Source organism: Edaphobacter modestus, assembly GCF_004217555.1.
Lineage (GTDB): Bacteria > Acidobacteriota > Terriglobia > Terriglobales > Acidobacteriaceae > Edaphobacter > Edaphobacter modestus.
Window position 1 is genome coordinate 200,750 of record NZ_SHKW01000007.1, and the last position, 18,506, is coordinate 219,255.

At 54.8% G+C, this 18,506-nt stretch carries 17 protein-coding genes and 1 pseudogene; 7 read left to right on the plus strand and 11 right to left on the minus strand.

From position 1 onward, the window contains the following. Nucleotides 1-107: 107 nt before the first annotated feature. On the minus strand, nucleotides 108-3,263 hold the full coding sequence (locus BDD14_RS29915) for a TonB-dependent receptor (protein WP_130425029.1): 3,156 nt from the start codon (nucleotides 3,261-3,263) through the stop codon (nucleotides 108-110). 393 nt (nucleotides 3,264-3,656) lie between these two features. Here BDD14_RS29915 and BDD14_RS29920 point away from each other — a divergent pair, with 393 nt between their 5' ends. After that, on the plus strand, nucleotides 3,657-4,463 hold the full coding sequence (locus BDD14_RS29920; RefSeq protein WP_130425032.1) for a transposase: 807 nt from the start codon (nucleotides 3,657-3,659) through the stop codon (nucleotides 4,461-4,463). A gap of 285 nt (nucleotides 4,464-4,748) precedes the next feature. On the opposite strand, the gene BDD14_RS29925 is transcribed toward BDD14_RS29920, so the two are convergent. The 6 genes from BDD14_RS29925 to BDD14_RS29945 all read right to left on the minus strand — a co-directional run bounded on the left by BDD14_RS29925 (nucleotide 4,749) and on the right by BDD14_RS29945 (nucleotide 7,312). Further along, nucleotides 4,749-5,183 (minus strand): RES domain-containing protein, encoded by a 435-nt coding sequence (locus BDD14_RS29925; protein WP_341273346.1) that lies wholly within the window; start codon nucleotides 5,181-5,183, stop codon nucleotides 4,749-4,751. Continuing rightward, nucleotides 5,096-5,305, minus strand: a complete 210-nt coding sequence (locus BDD14_RS29930; protein ID WP_130425036.1) for an RES family NAD+ phosphorylase — start codon at nucleotides 5,303-5,305, stop codon at nucleotides 5,096-5,098. The genes BDD14_RS29925 and BDD14_RS29930 overlap by 88 nt, the downstream gene beginning before the upstream one ends. 56 nt (nucleotides 5,306-5,361) lie before the next feature. Continuing rightward, nucleotides 5,362-5,946, minus strand: coding sequence for a hypothetical protein (locus BDD14_RS29935; protein WP_130425038.1), 585 nt, complete (start codon nucleotides 5,944-5,946; stop codon nucleotides 5,362-5,364). A 291-nt stretch (nucleotides 5,947-6,237) separates the two neighbouring features. Next, complete coding sequence (locus BDD14_RS33515; protein WP_242618386.1) at nucleotides 6,238-6,558, minus strand: site-specific integrase; 321 nt, start codon at nucleotides 6,556-6,558, stop codon at nucleotides 6,238-6,240. A gap of 18 nt (nucleotides 6,559-6,576) precedes the next feature. Further along, on the minus strand, nucleotides 6,577-6,801 hold the full coding sequence (locus BDD14_RS34070) for a site-specific integrase (protein WP_341273347.1): 225 nt from the start codon (nucleotides 6,799-6,801) through the stop codon (nucleotides 6,577-6,579). 190 nt (nucleotides 6,802-6,991) lie between these two features. After that, a complete protein-coding gene (locus BDD14_RS29945; protein ID WP_130425040.1) occupies nucleotides 6,992-7,312 on the minus strand; it encodes a PDDEXK nuclease domain-containing protein in 321 nt (106 codons plus the stop codon). Between BDD14_RS29945 and BDD14_RS33525 the strand changes: the two are divergent. The 3 genes and pseudogenes from BDD14_RS33525 to BDD14_RS29960 all read left to right on the plus strand — a co-directional run bounded on the left by BDD14_RS33525 (nucleotide 7,311) and on the right by BDD14_RS29960 (nucleotide 10,085). Then, nucleotides 7,311-8,089: pseudogene (locus BDD14_RS33525) on the plus strand (DUF1016 N-terminal domain-containing protein). The gene BDD14_RS29945 and the pseudogene BDD14_RS33525 sit on opposite strands and share 2 nt — an antisense overlap. Before the next feature lie 117 nt (nucleotides 8,090-8,206). Further along, the gene (locus BDD14_RS29955) at nucleotides 8,207-9,124 is read left to right on the plus strand and encodes an aldo/keto reductase (protein WP_242618387.1); all 918 of its coding nucleotides are present in this window, start codon (nucleotides 8,207-8,209) and stop codon (nucleotides 9,122-9,124) included. 361 nt (nucleotides 9,125-9,485) lie between these two features. Continuing rightward, nucleotides 9,486-10,085, plus strand: a complete 600-nt coding sequence (locus BDD14_RS29960) for a hypothetical protein (RefSeq protein ID WP_130425042.1) — start codon at nucleotides 9,486-9,488, stop codon at nucleotides 10,083-10,085. Nucleotides 10,086-10,705: 620 nt separating this feature from the next. On the opposite strand, the gene BDD14_RS32190 is transcribed toward BDD14_RS29960, so the two are convergent. Then, nucleotides 10,706-10,861: an SOS response-associated peptidase gene (locus BDD14_RS32190; RefSeq protein WP_165420419.1), complete on the minus strand. Its 156-nt coding sequence runs from the start codon at nucleotides 10,859-10,861 to the stop codon at nucleotides 10,706-10,708. Nucleotides 10,862-11,171: 310 nt separating this feature from the next. Then, nucleotides 11,172-11,360, minus strand: a complete 189-nt coding sequence (locus BDD14_RS33530) for a Uma2 family endonuclease (RefSeq protein ID WP_242618388.1) — start codon at nucleotides 11,358-11,360, stop codon at nucleotides 11,172-11,174. Between the two features lie 1,275 nt (nucleotides 11,361-12,635). On the opposite strand from BDD14_RS33530, the gene BDD14_RS29970 reads away from it, so the two are divergent. The 3 genes from BDD14_RS29970 to BDD14_RS29985 all read left to right on the plus strand — a co-directional run bounded on the left by BDD14_RS29970 (nucleotide 12,636) and on the right by BDD14_RS29985 (nucleotide 17,540). After that, a complete protein-coding gene (locus BDD14_RS29970; protein WP_165420402.1) occupies nucleotides 12,636-14,042 on the plus strand; it encodes a Mu transposase C-terminal domain-containing protein in 1,407 nt (468 codons plus the stop codon). A gap of 568 nt (nucleotides 14,043-14,610) precedes the next feature. Then, nucleotides 14,611-14,934, plus strand: a complete 324-nt coding sequence (locus BDD14_RS29980; RefSeq protein WP_130417504.1) for a TniB family NTP-binding protein — start codon at nucleotides 14,611-14,613, stop codon at nucleotides 14,932-14,934. 530 nt (nucleotides 14,935-15,464) lie between these two features. Beyond that, nucleotides 15,465-17,540 carry a hypothetical protein gene (locus tag BDD14_RS29985; RefSeq protein ID WP_130425044.1) on the plus strand — a complete coding sequence of 692 codons (2,076 nt, stop codon included), beginning with the start codon at nucleotides 15,465-15,467 and terminating at the stop codon, nucleotides 17,538-17,540. On the opposite strand, the gene BDD14_RS29990 is transcribed toward BDD14_RS29985, so the two are convergent. After that, the gene (locus BDD14_RS29990) at nucleotides 17,523-17,681 is read right to left on the minus strand and encodes a TetR/AcrR family transcriptional regulator (protein ID WP_242618389.1); all 159 of its coding nucleotides are present in this window, start codon (nucleotides 17,679-17,681) and stop codon (nucleotides 17,523-17,525) included. The genes BDD14_RS29985 and BDD14_RS29990 overlap by 18 nt on opposite strands. A gap of 242 nt (nucleotides 17,682-17,923) precedes the next feature. Continuing rightward, nucleotides 17,924-18,139: a Rossmann-fold NAD(P)-binding domain-containing protein gene (locus BDD14_RS29995; protein ID WP_341273348.1), complete on the minus strand. Its 216-nt coding sequence runs from the start codon at nucleotides 18,137-18,139 to the stop codon at nucleotides 17,924-17,926. Nucleotides 18,140-18,506 lie beyond the last annotated feature (367 nt).

An 18,506-nucleotide genomic window follows, 5' to 3' on the forward strand; every position in this document is an offset into this window, starting at 1 on the left:
GAATCTCACGAACCTCATGAGCCATGGTGACAGCGCGCTCTCTTTACTAGGCAAAACCTGGCCAGATGGGCAACTTGATTGCATCTAAGACAGACCCTGGTATGTTTTTAGAACAGGTACTTCACCGCGAGCTGCAGTTCGCGGTTGTTGATTTTCGTCGAAGAGATCTGGCCGAACGCTGCCGCTCCAAACGAAGAGTTCGGATTGGAGAACTGCGGAGTGTTCAAGGCATTGAACGCCTCGAATCGCACTTGTAGATTATGGCTTTCAGCATAAGGCATCGCGAAGTTCTTCATCACGGACAGGTTCACCGTCTTCACTCCAGTGCCGATTAGGTAGTTCCTCGGCGTCGTACCAAAGGCGTACCCACTCAACGCGAAGGCGTTTCGGTTGTACCAGCCGTTGATCGCCGATTTATTCGCAATGTATGGGCTGACCCCCTGGACCAGACTCGGTCTCTGCCATGGATTATCGACATTCTGACTGTCTGTGCTTTGCGTCACGTTCACCGGGCTTCCGCTGGCCAGGCCTATCAAACCGTTTAGCGTCCATCCGTTCACGCCGTAGCCAGCCAGCTTATTCTGCGAGAAGTCTGGCAGACGATACACATAAGCCAACACAAAATTATGTCGCTGGTCGTTCGTTCCCGAAGCCCACTCATGCGGATTGCGAACATCCTGGCAGGTGCATCCTCCTGCATTGGTCGAATTGCCCTGGTTGTCGAACATGTGTGACCACACGTACGAGACCGTTATATTCGACCTGGCGTTCACCCTCCACTCCAGGTGCTCCTGAAGCGCGTTGTAGTTCGATGCTCCTGTGAAGTCGAGGGCACGAATACGTGCAAACGTCGGGTATGGTCTCCGCGTCTGAATCGTCCCCGGCCCCGGAGGTGGCGAATTGAAATATTGGATGCTCGTATCGAGATCCGTGCCCTTGGTGCCTACATACGACGTAGCCAGCACTGCGCGTCCAAACTGCTGCTCGATCGTCGCGTTCCACGTCTGTATCATCGCATCCGGCCTGCGCCTGTCCGCCGGCATCGTCACCACGTTGAAGAACGGTGGATTAGGATACAGCGATGCCGGAACCGGAGTCTGGATTATTGCCACCGGCCCAAGCGTCGGATTCGTGATCGTCAGGCTTCCCGCCGTCGGAGGATTCAACTGCAGGATATTGATGTTGTCGAACTGCCCACCGTAGTAAGTAATGCCGTAGCCGCCTCGGATGACCATCGTAGGAGTTGCGCTGTACGCAAAGCCAACGCGAGGCGCGATGTCCTTATGGGTGATCGCCCAGATGTTGTTGAGTCGCTGTCCGGGAGCAGGAGTCAGCACCGGAGGGTTCTGACTGAAGTCCAACGTACGCGAGACATTGTTTGTATCTACAGGCGGAGCATAAATCTCATACCGGATACCCAAGTTCAGTGTCAGCTTGTCGTTCATTCTGTAATTGTCCTGAAAGTACTCCGCCGTCCTCCACTGCCGAGCCGCCGTAATCGGCACCCCCTCCGGGGTAACGGAAGTGCGTGGAACCCCCAGCATAAAGTCCGCCGGAGCAAATCCCGTCATATCGCCGGTAAAGCTCTGCTGTCCGAACGGAGTGTTGTTCGTCGTTGCATTGCCCGCCACCTTGCGAATATCCGCGCCGAAGAGCAATGTGTGCTTGCCCTTGGTCAGCGTTACGTTGTCGGCAAACATAAACGTTCTGCTGTAGTCGAGGTTCGAAGCTGCACGCGAATCGCCCATCCCGAGGAAGCCCGAGATCGTCAGCAGCGGAAAACCTTCCTCGTTCGATGTCAGCGGGCGTCCGTTCGGCCCGCCAACAAGGAATCCGTTAATTCCCAACGACTCGATTGTGAAGCCCGTTCCAGTCCGTACGCTCAACTGTTTCACGTGCTCCAGATTCACACCCGCTCGAGCCTCGTTCACCAGCGCAGGCGAGAAGACATGGATATACTGCAGCGCTGCGTTGTGCATCGGATATGTTCCCGTGTAGCGGAAGTTCGGGTTCGTATCCGTGTTCGGAAAGTCACGCATGCCATAGATGTAATGAACCACGATTGAGTTCTTGTCGTTGAACTTGTGATCCACTCGACCAATGTACTGATTGTTCGACTGGTTGCCGATGCTTACACCTGAGTAGTTCTGCCCGCCAGCAAACGCCCCGTTCGGCAGCGGCATATATGTGTTGATGATGTTCTGCGCTACCGCATTCAACGGGATTTGTTTGTTTGCATAAGTTCCGCCCGTATACGGATTTTTCAGCGTCCCCGAGTACGCGGAAAAGTCGCCATTGCGTTGCGCCGGTGTCAGCACGTTCGCCAGCGAAGGCACTTCAGCAATCGAACGCAATCCCTCATAGCTGACAAAGAAGAACGTCTTGTTGCGATAGATCGGTCCACCCAGCGTTGCGCCAAACTGATTCTGCTTTAGCACGTTATTTTTCAGCGGAGCCACACGGAAGTAGTTCCTCGCATCGACAGCATCATTGCGTATGAACTCGAATGCACTTCCATGAAAGGCATTCGTTCCGCTCTTCAGTTGCACGTTGATGTTCGTGCCTGCGGAGAAACCATACTCAGCCGAAAAGTTTCCTGTCTGCACACGAAATTCTTCAATCGCATCCACGGAGGGATAGCTGTTCACATAGGCCGACCGGGTATTCGTCATCACGATGCCGTCCACCTGCACTGCGCCCCAGTCTGCGCGTCCGCTGTTCGATGCAATCGTGGAACCGGCAGTCGACGACGAGTGGTTGTCCGGGTTCGAAACCCTCACACCCGGAGTCAAAACCGCGAGATCGTTAAACTTTCGGCCATTTAACGGCAGGTTTACCGTACGATTTGTGTCTACGGTTGCTCCAAGAGTTGCGTTCTCGCTCTGCAGTAAAGCCTGCGTAGCGCTGACATCCACCGACTGCTGCGTTCCGCTCAGTGACATCGGAATGTCGAGGTGAATCTGTTGCGAAAGCGCAAGCTGAATTCCACTGCGTACCGTCGGTGCAAAGCCAGGCGCGTTCACCGTTACCGTGTAACGTCCGGGAACCAGGTACTGAACGCGATACTGTCCATCGCCAGTGGTCGTCACAGACTTTTCCTGACCGGTTGCCTCGGCTCGCACGATTACGGTCGCATTGGGGATTACCGATCCTTGGGGGTCCATCACCGATCCAAGAATCGAAGTATCGACCGTCTGTCCGAAAAGGGCCGAGCAAGAGAGGAAAGAGAGTACAACAAAGGCACAGCCGAGCAACTTTCGCATAACACCCTCCAGAAAATGGGTAGCGGCGGCCATCAGGTACACGAAGGACGCGCCCGAGATACTGCGTTGAGTTGTAGGTCGTAACGTGGGGATTTGAGAGATTCTGATGGGATTAGAACGCAGGATTCGTAACCGTGCCTATGGCATTTGTCTTACAGAATCGCGAAAAACGCTCCTGCACTGTTCAACATTACCTTTACCACTAGGGTGCCGCCGAAGTGATTTAGAACCTAGTTGATTCTCCTGGTAGAGATGTCCATTAGGCAGGCGCCACAATCACAATCGCAACAATCCCCTAAGTCACGCAGGTGAGCGAGATAGCCTGGTACGAGCAATTGGCCAGATGTACACATTCGTCGGCGCATTGCTTCAGCTGTTCAGAACGGGGGCCTGATGACGACCGACTTGCCCGCGGATCCATCCGGTCAATCGTTTTCGGCAATAACTCCAAGTGCCGATTCGAACTTGTTCGGGCGCGAGGACTTTCGCTACGAACCCGATACCAATACCTATATCTGCCCCGGTGAAAAGACGCTCCGACGAAAGAAGATCCATCGAAAAGATCGCTACATCGTTTATGAGGCTGCGGCCAGCGACTGCGGTATATCTTCGCTGAAACCGCGCTGCACGCAGGCTCAGAAGCGCAGCGTATCTCGACACCTGTACGAAGAAGCGTTAAACCGGATGCAGGAGCGAGTGACGCCTGCAGCAATGAGACTACGCCGATGTACTGTCGAGCATCCCTTCGCAACCATCAAGTACCGCATCTTCGGACACAGTGGACAACAGTACCCGATGGCGGAGGCCTTCGGGCAAGAGATAACGATGCTCTACGAGGCCCGCGAGCAGCAACACGAGGCGAGGCATCTGCAAAGTTCTCTTTCTCCCCGAAGGGGACCGAAGTTATCGAACCTATCTCTTGAGCGATTCCGAAGCTCAACCAGGTACCAGAACCGTCCCGCCGCCGCCGACATCGCTTTCTGTGTCGCCGCTTTTGCCAATGGCATGACCGAGGACCGGATCGGATGTGCCCTTGAAGACGATTACCTCTCCCGCGATCCCAGCCCTTCCAAGCGAGCTGCCTACATCCGAGAACCATGGAGAAGGCGAGGAGATGGGCCGGGCAAGGAGCATCGATGTCGCGATTCGCCTTACAGCGAAACCCTCCCTCTATTGGTAAAGAGCTCTTTGAAGGCCTGATCTGGGACCGTTGATGCGTGTTGAAACTGTCTATTTTCTACGGCTCGTTGGACAAAATGGCAGCTCTGCAAATCGACCCGGTTCCAAAGCTGCATGCCCGTCACGATGACGACGCATACTCACAGTATCGATTTCTCGGTAAACGGTCGGGTGTCAGAAATGAGTTCATCGAGCGCACTCTTGCTCCCGAATAGATAACGAAGGCTTCGTAGACTGCAAGTTGTGACGCACTTCTCATCTGTCTGAACCGTTTTTTTTCAGATCACGCAGGCAGTCATTTGCAAGCTACGGGTCGAGCCCCATCGTTCCCATCGCCAACAATGTGCTCAGTTCATCCGCAAACTGAGGTTCGTCAAGCGATCCCCAGCGTTCCCATCGAAGTTCGCTCTCGACGGTCTCGAAGATAGCGCAGGACGGAAGACTTAGTTCGTGTCTGGACGGGAAGAGAATGCCATCGGGCTTCTCAGGATGTCTTCGGAGTGCGTCGGACCATGCTTGTGCCACCGCATACGAACCGGTGCAGATTCGGCCGTCGAGTCCCAGCCTCATCTGGCCGCCTTTAGCGAACAAATCGATAAATCGCAGCGGACGTTGAGGATAGATCAGCGCGACTGGGCGTTCGCGCAGCTCTTTTATAGAGACGCTGGTTCTTCCAACTCTTGCATGAATGTCTCTACAAAGGCGCCTGCCAGCACTGGTGATGCATACAACACCCCGCAGTCGCCACTGGCGGAGTCAAACCTATAGTTCAGTGTCTTGCCGAAGAACATCGGACTCTTGTGCTTTTCCCGATAGATGCGAAAGAGTGGACCGTTGAGTGAGGTAATGATAGGTGTGCGCATGTCTATCGCTGCCGATGGCAGCGGTAGATCCCCTGGCCTGGTCAGTGGTGTTGAAGTCAAGCTGCCCCGTGTTCTCCAAGCGACCGTGCCGCCTTCAGCACATCCTCATATTCGCCAGCTCGCATAACCTCCAGAGGAGACTTCCCGTCTAGACGGATATTTCCATTAACAAAGAAGGACAATTTCCGCCACTCATCCTGATTGTGAAGTGCTGCCAACACCTCCTCGAGGTGAGGAACAGTACGGTTTCCTTCGATCTGCCAGGCTGGAAAGACGAACCGGTTTCCAAGCTCGAGCGCCAACAACGTCCCGGCCTTGCGGCGCTTATCTACCGACTGTCTTTGGATACCAAGGAGATTGCCTACCTCCTCCGGCCCAAGAACGCCTCCTTCGGCCTCCAGCAGTTCCTTCCGCATTCTCTGCCCACGGAGCTTTGCTTCCGCCAGAGGGTCCTGTTTCAAAAGCGAATTGAGCACGCTCGGTTGCTGGAGGGCCGAGAGCAGCACTTCCGTGTCTGTGGGGGCTGAGGCTGCTTCTACCAATACCGATGAATCAAGTGTGGCCAACAAATGGTCAACCGCCCGTGTCGCTCGCGCTTGGAAGATCGCGTGCTCTTTTGTCGCAAACATGCCGACGTTCATCTGGATCTCTTTTCTCCACGAGGTGGCATTACCTACAGAGACTCTCTCTGTTTTTGGAGGGATTGCACCGGAGCTCATGAACTTTCCGGACGCCACCGAACGTTTTAGGCCCTGCCCGGAGGCCCTAATCCCGGCCTTTGGCTTGTTCGCTCTCAGTGTCTTGTCCATTTTGGTTTACCTCTTACATGTAATTGTACTCCTCGTAATAAGTAAACCTAGTCTGAAACATATGGAAATGCAGCGATGGACTTTTCCGGCCTGCGGCTCTTTCCTGGGCTTCCCCCATTGGGGTCACAACCCTAAATTGTCGTTCACCGCTACGGCGATCTCCTGATCCGAGCCCAAGTACCTCTCGGTCGTTTGGATGGACGAGTGTCCCAGCAGGAATTTGATCTGCTCGAGATTCCCGCCATTCTTCCGGCATAATTTGGCACAGGTCCGGCGGAGATCGTGGGCCCGAAGTGCTCGATCCTTTGATCTTGGAGCGGTCCGGGACGGTGAGCAGCTCCTTGGCCTGCTCCCGTGTGAGCCAGTACCCCACCCTGATTCCCTTCTGGAAGAGGTTGGGCACGCCGGCGAGGTTGGCGGCCTCTTCCGCGCCGATGATTCCATTGCGCTACGCCTCGCCGATTAGTTGCGAACGGCAGACAAACGAACGTTCACGGTGGAGGCGCTCAGCTTCTTCTCCAACATGGCGGCACGGTACTCCATCAAAAGTGCGCGAGATAACGGTTGCTTTCGCTCCTCGCACAACGCGAAGACCTCATCCAGGGCCTTGGCATAGTTGCGTTTGGAGTGTTCTGATACAACAGAGTTCAGCCATCTCCCGTAGCTCCCGAAATGCAGCAGTGCGATTGAGCTGCGATTCCACCGCTGAAGGGATTAAGGCCAGGGATTCTGTCATATGAGCACGTCGGTTGGTTTCAATTTATGGCGACCAAGCGTGCTAAAGGGCAAATGAGTGTTCAAGATCCAATTTGGCAATGGGCCATTGCCAAATTGACCGGACCTGACGATCCATCGTTTCCCACTGACACGGAACGCTTTATTCCACATCGGGCACTTCCTTCCGCAAGGCTTCTATCTCCGACCGTAGCTTGTGGACGACCTCCTGTAGGTCCTCTACCGTGGGAAGTTCCTCACGCATGGGCGCCGGTAGCTCGCGGGTCACGCGATACGTTGAGACGCCGATCGGCTGATTGATGGTCTCAAGAGCGAATTCCACGATGGGACCGCTCCGGCTCTCGCAAAGGAGAACTCCGATGCTCGGCCCTTCGACTGGCGTTCGCATCGTGCCGTTCACCGCAAGGTAGAAGCCAAGCTTGCCGGCATGTTCTGGCTGGAAAGCCCCCACTTTCAGCTCGATGGCGGTTGTCGTTGCCGATCTTCGTGCAAGGCTTGAATTGGTGCAAAAAAGCCTCCAACTCCCCTCCGGCTACACCGAACTCCTCCAGGAGCTCAAAACACGCATCCGTGGTGCCCAGGTCCGGGCCGCCTTCGCCGTTACCCGGGAGTTGGTGCTACTGTACTGGTCGATCGGCCAGGAGATCAGCCGGAGATTCGACCGGGAAGACTGGGGCGGAAAGATCATCGACCGGCTATCAAAGGACCTGCAGGCCGAGTTTCCGGGTGTCGAGGGCTTCAGTCCCCGTAACCTTCGTTATATGAGGACTTCGCGGAGGCTTGGCCGGACCAGCCAATTTTGCAGCAGCTTGCTGCAAAATTGCCGTGGGGTCACCACATGGTCCTCCTCGACCGCGTGAAGGAGGGCGAGGCTAGGGAATGGTATCTCCGCGGCGCCCTGCAGAACGGCTGGAGCCGGAATGTCCTAGTCCACATGATCTCCGGCCAACTTCACGAGAGGGAAGGAAAGGCACTGACCAACTTCCACCGAGAGCTGCCCACTCCAGAGTCCGATCTGGCGGAGCAGACCCTCAAAGATCCCTACAACTTCGATTTTCTGACTGTGACGGCGGCGGCGAAGGAGCGGGAGATCGAGCGGGGTCTCTTGACCCATCTTCGCGACCTTCTCCTTCGTGGGGAGCCAAGTCCCGTTAGTAGTGGACGGCCCAGACCTTCTACATCGATCTGCTCTTCTACCATGTCCGACTGCACCGATAGATATTTCGTGTTCGATAGATAAAGATTTACTGGTAAATTGGGCGGACGGCAAGGCGTCTTTTGCGATCGAAACACTATCCATATATCTATTCAGGAAAGTATGCGGGCGTGTTCTTGAGCGATCGCATCTTAATAGATCATGTCAGTTAAATACGGCCGCTGGGAGAAGGATGGAATGGTTCACTACTCGAGGCGTCATTTCCTAAAAACCGGGCTCATCGCGGGCGCGCTTGTCGGCACCGGAGAGATGCCGCTTAGAGCAGATCGCAAAACGGCAACGGATTGGGTCACCCTGGGAAGATCCAACGTAAAGGTGACTCGGCTCGCGTTTGGGACAGGAAGTTTTAGCGGCCAAGTACAGCGAGATCTTGGACAAGCTCAGTTCACGAGGCTGGTACGTTACGCCCACGAGCGCGGCATTCGGTTTTTCGAGACTGCTGAATCGTACGGGGAGATGCACAGAATGCTTGGGGTGGCTTTGAAGGGGGTTCCGCGAGACAGTTATCAGCTTATGTCGAAGGTGACTACACGTGAAGGCGTGGACCCACAAAAGAAAATCGACGAGTTGCGAAAACTCGCGAATACCGAATATTTCGACGTGATGTTACTTCACTGGCAGCACACTGCGACATGGCCAACAGATACTAGCCGATGGCAAGATGGAATTCTCGATGCTCAATTGAAAACGGCTGTGGTCAGCCACGGCGCGTCGGTTCACGGTCTTCCTGCATTACGCAAAGTCCCGGGAAACAAGTGGCTCGACATCGCGATGATCCGGGTGAATCATAATGGCACCAGGATGGATGCGGAGGACTACAACACGAACGGCCTGGGCAATGTGAACGAAGTCGTTAGGCATGTAAAGCAGGTTCAAAAAGAAGGTATGGGCGTAGTCAGCATGAAACTAGTGGGCGAGGGTACATTCGATCGGGAGGACCGTCAAGCAGCGATGAGATTTGCTTTTAGGAACGCCGGTGTCGACTGCGTCACGGTTGGCTATAAGAACACAGCCGAGATCGACGAAGCAATCGAGAACCTGAATCTCGCACTCGTATAGCAGACGGGTTTGCCTAGCTCTGCTTCGACTTGTTCATACGCTTAGTCCTTACGTGCGTTCCTTGCGGTCCCCTGGTCAGACGAAACAAATGTGCAGCAGCCTTGCTGCACATTTGTCCGGGGCTACCATCCGGGGCTACCATATGGTCTGCCGGACCGTATCAAGGAGCCCACTCAGAGGGAATGGGTACGCGGCCCGCTCTCGAGTCTGGCTGAAGCCGCAACAATTCCTGGTTCTCCAGATCAAGAGTGGTCTGCACGAGAGGGAAGTGAAGGCGCTTACTAACTCTGAGAGTCAATGCGAATACGCCCAGCTATTCCCTTTCCTTGGAAATCATCCTAAACTCTTCCAAGGAGCGACGATGCCAAGACCCATCTCATGGCTTGCTCGACTACACGAAATCCGACGAGCCGTCGCCTTGTCCGTCCGTTCCCACTATGAGCGTAAGGACATCGAGTCGCTCTTCCACGTACAGCCCCGCACCGCGCAACTCTTACTGGAGATGCTGCCAACCACAGCCATCGGCCGGTCGCGGCTCGTGGAACGGCAAGTACTTGCTGACTTCCTCGATCGCATCCATAAGGCGGATGATCCTTCTGCGGAACTGGATCTCATCCGTGCCCAGGGCGGGGGAGTCTCACGCAAGAAGTTCCGCACCCTCGTTCGCCGTGATGTTGAACCAATACAGGTCGATTCCCTGCCCGCAAATATCGAATTCATTCCCGGACAGATGAGTGTGAGCTTTCGCACGATCGAGGATCTCGCCCAGTCAATGTATAGCCTCGCTCGCGCGATCGAGACGGACGGCGACGAGTTGGCAAGGAGATACGAGGTTCAAGAGATCGCAGATGACGGCAGACCTAATCGATCCGAGATCGAGGCTATGCTGCAGGAGCTTTCCAATCTGGAGGCCACTCGCAGCAGGGGTGCTACTCCCCTGCCGCATCCAACAGCTTCGTAATGGCGTCCTGATAGATCGGTTTCTATCGATCAGTGTAGCCGAGCCTCCGCTTTAGAACCTTCAGTTCTGGCAGATGCGGCGATATTTGTCTCTTCGCGGCGTGTCGTCGATATCGCAAGTTGCATTCTCAGCCTCAGCAAGCCAACAACACCAAAGCTGACAAAAAGGAAAGCTGAGCTGTCTTTCCGCAATAAGCAGTGAACTGCCGCTCCGCCGGTATTACCTCGTATGTTATCGACGAAAACGCACATCATATATAGCTATAGCCGGATCTCTCCATCGCCTCCGGAAAAGCCCCATTGGATCTCCTCCGGCCCCTTGCTTGAACGTAATCCTTTAGTTGCAATATTACTTGTATCTTATTGTGAATATTAGCTATAAGTTCATTCGTATTTATGATCAGGACGGAAAACACAAGACGAACTTCGCTTCCCGTCCCCCACTGTCCCCGGTGCCTGCGGCAGCGAGGCTCGCCGCTCGCCATGCCAATCGCATACGGCTGCTTGCTGACTGAGACCTGTTTGTCGAGTATTTAGGACGGCTTCCGATCGGGCGTTGAACGTCGAGTAGGTTATCTTTGGAGTCTTGGACCACGCCGGAATTAGGCCTCAGAGCATCAGCTATATCTGCCGCTTCCCTTCGTCGTCCTTGACGATCACTGACTGGCTCGAATGCGGAGTCAGGTTGAATGTCAGAGGAAGTTGGGGACCTTCCCGGACCTGTAAATATTCGGTGAGCGTCTGCTTGCCCCAGGATCTCTCGTATCGACCACACATCCCTTGCCCTCCTATTCCCGCGGGATGAACTGATAATTTCTGCGCGCGTCAGCCCAGCTGCGCGGCGATGCCCGCTCTGATTCTCGTCGACTCTTTACCGTCAAGGCCAACCTGAAAAAACCATCTCTCTCCTATTGGGGAAATTTTGGAGATTCTGGTCCTCAAAGGGATGGATCTTGCTGCAGGTCGTTAAGATCTGGCAATTCATTAGACTGATCCATTTGCTTGCACTCGTTGTTAGTTTGTCGAGTATGGCGTGAGGCCGGCGAACAGCTCATCCAGGCTGACCCAGATTCCCGCCCTTGGAACTTCAAGGGTATGTGCCGAGGTCCATAGATTCTTTCACACACCACTGTCCACTTCGAGTTTTGGGGTCGATGATGCAGACAGTGTGGACTCCCATATCACGGTAGTCGGCCGCACGTGCCTTCGTGTCACTGTAGCTGTCGTCCGGTGACAGAATCTCGACCACAAGAACCTTGGGGCTCAACAAATACATCAGGATGCATCTTGGGGAGCACCAAGGCGAGATCGGATCCAAACCATGCTGCTAAAGGCGCCTGAAGGCGCGCGTGCTCATACTTGCCCACGTTTCTCTCCACCAGTTCGCCGTCGACATAGTCCCGATCGGGCCGGTAGCTCGTACGCAGGGTATTCCGTCATCGTAATGTGAACTGACGTCGCCATAAAGCACCCCGAGTCTAGCACTGAATAGATTAGACAGAGCACACATATTTTCAAGTAGTTAGCTGTAAAACCTCAACCTTATCATGTCTCCTTTTAGGTTAAATATTAGCCATAACAAGCTGAATTAGTTCCACTTATTATCCAAACAAATGCGGGATCGCTCCCGGCTCCTCATCTTCCAGAATCGTCGCTAGGATCGGGTTGAGAGCTTGGATTAGCAACTGGGTCTGCTCTATCCCTTTGATCTTTGCGGCTTTCTTGAGACGCCGCTTGAAAGCAACTGGCGATCTGAATGAAGTCGTAACCAGCACAGGATTTCGAGGCTTCATCGGTAGAGCCTCTTCTGCCGCGATTGAGTCAAGGACTAGGGTCGTAAAGTCCACAGCCAGCTGTTGTCTATTCTCCGCCATTGCTGCACTATACACCGATTCGGGCGCAATGATAAGTACAATACATACAGCCCAGCTGTACAGCTAACTTCTCAAACTCGCGGCTATCAGCAAGAAACCAATTCCATGAAATAAGCACTGGAGCTGTACAGCGTGTATGTACACTTCTAACGCGGTTATAGGTTAGGTATGCGGTATAACTAACTAATTTATATACGTTTACTGTGTAGGTCCTTGATCGAATTAGTCGAGGAGAAAGTGTGTTTCACTTCCCTACCTCGAATACACGCGGCAAACCAATTATCCAACTATGGTCGTACCACTTGTGGCGGGGTATGTATATTTATTCGCTGGAAATGTATAGAGTCTCCGCTGTGGAATTCCTGTGTGCCACTGTGGATCGGCACAGCATTCGATCGGGCCTGTTATTCACCGACCTTGCCTCAACATGAAGATTTATGCGCTAAATGAATGATTACATTAGACTTGTATTGACCGCAGTTCCGCGTAGGAGTTTGCACAGGTTTGAAGTCAATTCCCTGCCCAGACCGCAGTTCCCGGTAAAACCTAACCGCAGTTCCGCGTAGCCTATATGTAGCTTTCGGAATTATTTGGCGTAGTGTTTCGGAATTATATGGCGTAATGTCTTTGACATGCGAGAACTTGGCGAAGTGCCTGAGGAAACTCGGGAGCTTGCGATGTCACGGTTTCGGTTGATTCAGCCACATCTCGAGAAGAATCAGCCCCTGCAAACCGTAGCAGCTGACGGAAAGGTACCGTTCCGGACTGCGCAGCGGTGGGTGAGCCAATACCGCAAATTCGGATTGATAGCGCTTGTACGCAAGACAAGGGCTGACCGTGGTGCCCGCAGGGTGATCTCGCCGAAACTTAAGGCAGCCATAGAAGCGCTCGCCTTGAAGAGTCCTCCTCTACCGGTCCGGTCAATCTGGCGACAGATTCGGCAATTTGCGGAGACAATCGGTGAGCCCCCACCTCGCTACGGACTCGTTTACGATCTCATCCGTGAAATCCCAGTTGGACTGCTTACCCTCGCCCACCGTGGAGGAAAGACGTACAGCGAAAAATTCGACCTGGTTCACCGACGGGAAGCGCCGCGACCAAACGCTATCTGGCAAGCCGATCATGCACAATTGGGGATCCGCCTGGTAAGAGAGGCTGGTCAGATCGCCAAGCCCTGGTTGACCGTCGTCATCGATGACTATAGTCGGGCTGTTGCTGGATACTTCCTCGGCTTTGATTCTCCCTCCTCGACACGAACCGCTCTCGCCCTTCGACAAGCGATCTGGCGAAAGGGCCATCCACATTGGCAGGTATGCGGCATCCCCGATGTGCTTTATACGGACAATGGCTCGGACTTCAAATCAAAGCACATCGAGCAGGTCGCTGTCGATCTCAAGATCCAGCTCGTGTTCTCAACACCAGGGAAGCCGCAAGGGCGTGGCCGCATCGAGCGCTTCTTCCGAACCGTCAACGAAATGTTTCTTTGCGAGCTTGACGGATTCGGAAAGAAAAGGCGACGCAAACCAAACCTCTCCATTGAGCAACTTGACGAACTCTTCCGGATATTCCTTTTTGAGACCTACCATCGACAACCCAGCACTGCTGCAAGGACGGCTCCCTCGGTGCGCTGGGAGGAAGGTGGATTTCTGCCTCGCATGCCCGAGTCTCTCGAACAGCTTGATTTGCTGCTCATGCAAGCGGTGAGCGCTCGGAAGGTGCGTCGCGATGGCATTTACCTTCACGGTCTGCGGTATCTTTCCTTGGTTCTGGCCGCGTACGTGGGTGAAGATGTGACCGTTCGGTACGATCCCCGTGACATGGGAGAGATTCGTGTTTTCTACAAGGATCGCTTTCTTTGTTCTGCGGTTTCCGCGGAGCTGGCAGGAGAGACCATTTCTCTCCGAGACATCACTCGAGCGCGCGACCAGCGTCGTCGCGAACTCAAAACGATCCTCCACGATCGGCAACGGGTCGTCGATTCGCTTCTGCAATTAAAAAAAGGGACGAGTTCTGAGGAGATCCATGCAAAAGCAGCCGCCGCACCCCCATCCAAAGTCCGCATCAAAAGGTACCGCAACGAGTGACGGCGTATTCGTCGAGACCATTGAACACCGCAGATTTGTCGAATTTTGCGATGCATGCCGCAATTTTCGCTACATCGGTCTGTGCTACGGGCCCCCAGGTATTGGCAAAACTCTCTCTGCTGTTCGCTACAGTCGCGCGGATCAAATTCAACCAAGAGATGCGTGGACAAATGAAGTGAAAGACAATCGTCCAACAGTGCTCTACACGACCTCTGTGGTCAATACCCCCTCCAGGGTCGCCATCGACATCTCGATGGCGAAAGAGCGAGTCAGAAACATCCTCCTGGATCCAATCCTGCAAGAAGCCAGGATTGTTCTTGACGAGATCAGACTCAAAGACGAGAAAAGACGAAGGGACATCATAGACAAACCGGGTTGCTCTCCGGAGAACCTCCTGCAGTCGATCCCACCTACTTTGAGACATACAAGCACTATCAAGCGAGACAGCGAGCGGTCTCGGACCCGACAACTTTGATCCTGGTGGATGAGGCTGATCGCCTCCACATGAATAGTCTCGAACAGATGCGATCGATCTTCGATCAGGGTACCGCCGGTGGTGCTGATCGGCATGCCGGGCATCGAAAAGCGTATCGCCCGCTTTCCTCAGTTCTATTCCCGCATCGGATTCGTCCACGAATTTCGGCCTCTGGATGCAAACCAGGTCCAGGAACTCCTTGCGCGGTGCTGGGCGCCGGCGGGTATCAAGCTCCCTGATGGGCCGCTCTCCCCAGAAGTTGTCGCAAGCCTCATACGCATGACCGGAGGAAACTTCAGGCTGCTGACCCGACTTCTAACGCAGATCGAACGAGTTCTCAGTGTGAATGACCTTCACCATGTCTCTGTCGAGGTCGTTGAAGCGGCACGGGACAGTCTGGTGATCGGGACAAACTGACCGAGCGTACGCCAATTATTCCCGAAACACACGCCAAATAATTCCGAAACTCGGCGCCATTTAAAGCTGAAAGCTACACGCGCAGGTCGGCGGGCCTTTGGGCCTTGCAGCTGTGCTTGACCCCTTGTAGCTGTGCTCGACCTTTGACCTCTTCGGAGCGGAACCGACGCCAGACCCCATGCAAGGTGAACTCAGGTGAGAAAGCCGCCTAAAGCATTTTCCCTGAAGCTCTATCCGGCAGAACAATACGCTTCGCAAACGGTTGTCGTTCCACGGCTTCGATTGCTCATCGGCTTCCATCGAAAGAGTTTCTGAAACCAAGAGGCGACTATTGGAGTAAACTTCTGAAGCGAGGCAGGTCTCCCGTTCCATCCTATGAATCTTTCTCTCCAAGAATAAAGCGCCGGCGGATATAATTTCGCCACGGGGCTCGAACAGAACTCTTGGGAGTTCCGATGGAACGAGCTTGAAAAACAGCTCCGAAGTCGAAACCGTATGTCTGACGTGGCTTACTTTCTGAGAGAAGGCCTATGCCGAGTTCTTCAAGCATTCCACCGGGAGTTTCCGCTTCGCTGCGTTCCGCCCCCTCGAACAGAGCTCAGGGTGTTGTCGCCCGTCAAAACTCTTCCCGGTCGATGGCTCCGCCCGCCTATCGTGCCCCCAAAGATCTCTCGAAGATACCGGCGCCGTCGGCAGTCCAGCGATACCGGAACCTGGCAGGCGTACAGCAGGTCCGGCCCGCCCATTTCGACGCGCCCGTAAATCGTCCTTCCAGCAACTTGCCCGCGGGAGCTCCTCCCGTCTATCGGCCGCAACCACTACGCGTCACCGCGCAGACGGGCTCGGTTCAAACGAAGAGTGGGGTGAAGAAAGCTCCGCCCGCGTACAGGCCCTTGGAGCAAGGGAGAACGGCTCAGCCGGCACGCACGTATGCCGGCGTTAGACCGCCGGTCGCCGGCAATCTCGCATCGCCTGCATTCCGTGGATTGTCCGGAGCATCTGGCGCGCCTCCTGTTTACCGGCCGCAACCACCTCGCGCCGGAGTCCAGGCGAAATCCGCTCCAGGGCAGGGTGGATCGAAAGCCCCTCCGGTCTACCGGCCTATTCAGCAGGGGAGAACGGCTCAGCCGGCAGGTCTGAATGCCGGCCGAGGACCTTTCCTCACGAACCCCTCGAGGCTGCGCAGTGCTGCGCCTCCTGTCTATCGACCCGGAGCCGCTGGGATCCCCCTGCAAACCAAGAAAGGTTCTCTGCAGGCCCAGCCCAACGGTTGTGCACGACCGGGGTCGGCGCCCGCGATGGGCAACGCGGGAACCGCCACCGCGCAAGGGCTTGGGAGCCATCCGCAGACGCGGGTGACGCCTCGCCTCCCAGACGGGACGATTCAACCACTCATGGGTATGGAGCTGGAGTTACCGATCGTGGTGTTGACCGATCAGGAAGACAAGCTCGTGCTCAAGGTTCCATTCCTGAGGGGCAACGATTTCAAAGTAGAGGCGGACCACTCGCACCGGTTTGGAGAGGCCATCACGAACGGCAAGGGAAACATCAAGGACCCTACGATCGTAGAGATCGTGATGGATCCCTTCGACGAGCATCGCGACGACGCTGAGGATGGGATCTGGTTTTTCAAAGACGATGTGCAGAAGTTTATCGCCGGGGTCGAGAGGCTGACGCAGAATCGCACTCGGCCGGCCACCGTAGGGGAGTTGGCCCTGGAGCTCGGGCTTCGAGTCGAGAATGGCGCGAAGGATTATTTGATCGGTGTCCCCAGCACCAAACCTGCTGCCGACCCTGACAAGGCTTTAGTGCATTTCACCATCGGCATCGGCCAATCCAGAATTGGAGAGGCGTCGAAATGGATTCGGGACAACTCGCGCGAGAACGAGGCGTCAAAGCTGGTGCAAACGTTGTCCACGTCGTTCCGCGAGGCACTGACCGGGTTCATGGCGCAGAGCGGACTCTCCGAGCAGCATCAGACGCTCGCCCTGAACTTTTATTTCATGGCTTACAACAATGCGAAGGCGTTGGATGTTTGGAAGAGTGGGAAGTTCGACAACCTTGGTGTGAGAAAGAACTATACCTATATGCTCTCGCGTGTCGCGTTCACCTCCGTGCTCGCGAGCCTGCCGGGGCCGGTGAAGACATTCATACGCGACTGCGCAGACCAGATGATTCTGGCGATATACAAAGATTTCGAGACCAAGGAAGGGTTGGAGTATTTTGGCGAGATCCTGAAGGGGAAGGCCAAAGCACAGTCCGCGTATTTTGGCGGCATGAAGGAACTGGGGACAGAGATGGTTGGTCCTCCAGGACACAAGGAAGTCGGGATACCGATGGAACTACGTGCTATCGGGACCAGTCGCCAGAGCACCGAGGAGTGGTCTCAGAACGCCGAGAAGCTGATTCGCGCATCGAAGGCACAATTCGCCCCGCCGTTGCGGCTTCCGGACTTTCCAGATCTTCCACCTGTTGATTTCGGGCCACCTCTACCCCCAGGTCTGGGCCTCCCTCCCCCACCCCCGCCGAGGTTGGTGCAGCCTCCCCCCAACAACCTCGGCAACCAGGGACCGCCTCCAATCGTGAACCTACCGGACCTCTGGTAGACGGGCCGTTCCATAGTGATAGAAGGTACCCTTCGGCACCTGAGCCGTGTCGAGAATTTCCTTTATCCCGGTGGCGTAATACCCATTTCGATGCATAAGCTGCAAACCCGTTTCAATGAGGTTATCTCGTGTAGACTTCATACCCATCATCTTCTCCACGGGACCATCAAGTGCTAAGCCCGCCATAGGTACTTGAACAATAATCTAGTGGTGGCAATTCAGATCGTCAGGAGAAAGTCTACCTGCGAAGGCATGTCATTGTGTATCTATGCGCAACTGTACAGAAGCATAGAGTAGGAGGCAGTAAGTATCTCTTGCCTCGCTGTGTTAGCAACCGGCTCGAGTAGTGTCTTCCCAGGATGGTTGCTTATATCTCAAAGCACCTACCAGGCAGTTCGTTTCCGAGGGTGGATGAACTTTCCGCTCGGGCCGTCGTGACCGATGAGAGCAAGATCAACGCTGGTCTTCGCTCCATCGACAATCTCCATCTGGGCGTGCTGCGTGCCCAACTCGATCTTTACCCATCCCGGATGGGCCGCGTTGACCTTAATGTTAGCAGACTGCAGTTCAGCCGCCAGGTGAACGGTGAACTGATTCAGCGCCGTCTTCGATGCGTTAGTTCCTGGCTTGCCCCCGTGTTTTCGAGGAGAGCATGAATCCTAAGTTTTCGGCAGAAATGGGCCTGCCCCACGCATTCTCACCCGATTCGCAGCTGGTACGCCAAATAATTAGCACAGAAGTGTGCCAGATAATTTGTCAAACAACACACATGGAGTTGCCCAGCCGCGCCGTTGGTAAACATAGAGAACGGTATCGATGTCGCGCTTGCGCGGGCTGTACTGGAAAGCCTGCTGCGATGGGCGCATCGCCGCTCTGAGTTGCTAAATCTTATCGAACACTGCCCGCCGTGTCCGGCACACGACCTGCACAAACGCACGCAGCGTAGATGAGTTTCCTCTCGCAGTG

Coding starts and splice junctions, on each gene's coding strand:
- BDD14_RS29915 (WP_130425029.1), bottom strand. CDS start 3,263: ATGCGAAAGTTGCTCGGCTGTGCCTTTGTTGTACTCTCTTTCCTCTCT.
- BDD14_RS29920 (WP_130425032.1), top strand. CDS start 3,657: ATGACGACCGACTTGCCCGCGGATCCATCCGGTCAATCGTTTTCGGCA.
- BDD14_RS29930 (WP_130425036.1), bottom strand. CDS start 5,305: ATGCGCACACCTATCATTACCTCACTCAACGGTCCACTCTTTCGCATC.
- BDD14_RS29935 (WP_130425038.1), bottom strand. CDS start 5,946: ATGAACGTCGGCATGTTTGCGACAAAAGAGCACGCGATCTTCCAAGCG.
- BDD14_RS33515 (WP_242618386.1), bottom strand. CDS start 6,558: ATGGAATCATCGGCGCGGAAGAGGCCGCCAACCTCGCCGGCGTGCCCA.
- BDD14_RS29955 (WP_242618387.1), top strand. CDS start 8,207: ATGTCAGTTAAATACGGCCGCTGGGAGAAGGATGGAATGGTTCACTAC.
- BDD14_RS29960 (WP_130425042.1), top strand. CDS start 9,486: ATGCCAAGACCCATCTCATGGCTTGCTCGACTACACGAAATCCGACGA.
- BDD14_RS32190 (WP_165420419.1), bottom strand. CDS start 10,861: ATGTGTGGTCGATACGAGAGATCCTGGGGCAAGCAGACGCTCACCGAA.
- BDD14_RS33530 (WP_242618388.1), bottom strand. CDS start 11,360: ATGTATTTGTTGAGCCCCAAGGTTCTTGTGGTCGAGATTCTGTCACCG.
- BDD14_RS29970 (WP_165420402.1), top strand. CDS start 12,636: ATGTCACGGTTTCGGTTGATTCAGCCACATCTCGAGAAGAATCAGCCC.
- BDD14_RS29980 (WP_130417504.1), top strand. CDS start 14,611: ATGCCGGGCATCGAAAAGCGTATCGCCCGCTTTCCTCAGTTCTATTCC.
- BDD14_RS29985 (WP_130425044.1), top strand. CDS start 15,465: ATGCCGAGTTCTTCAAGCATTCCACCGGGAGTTTCCGCTTCGCTGCGT.
- BDD14_RS29990 (WP_242618389.1), bottom strand. CDS start 17,681: ATGAAGTCTACACGAGATAACCTCATTGAAACGGGTTTGCAGCTTATG.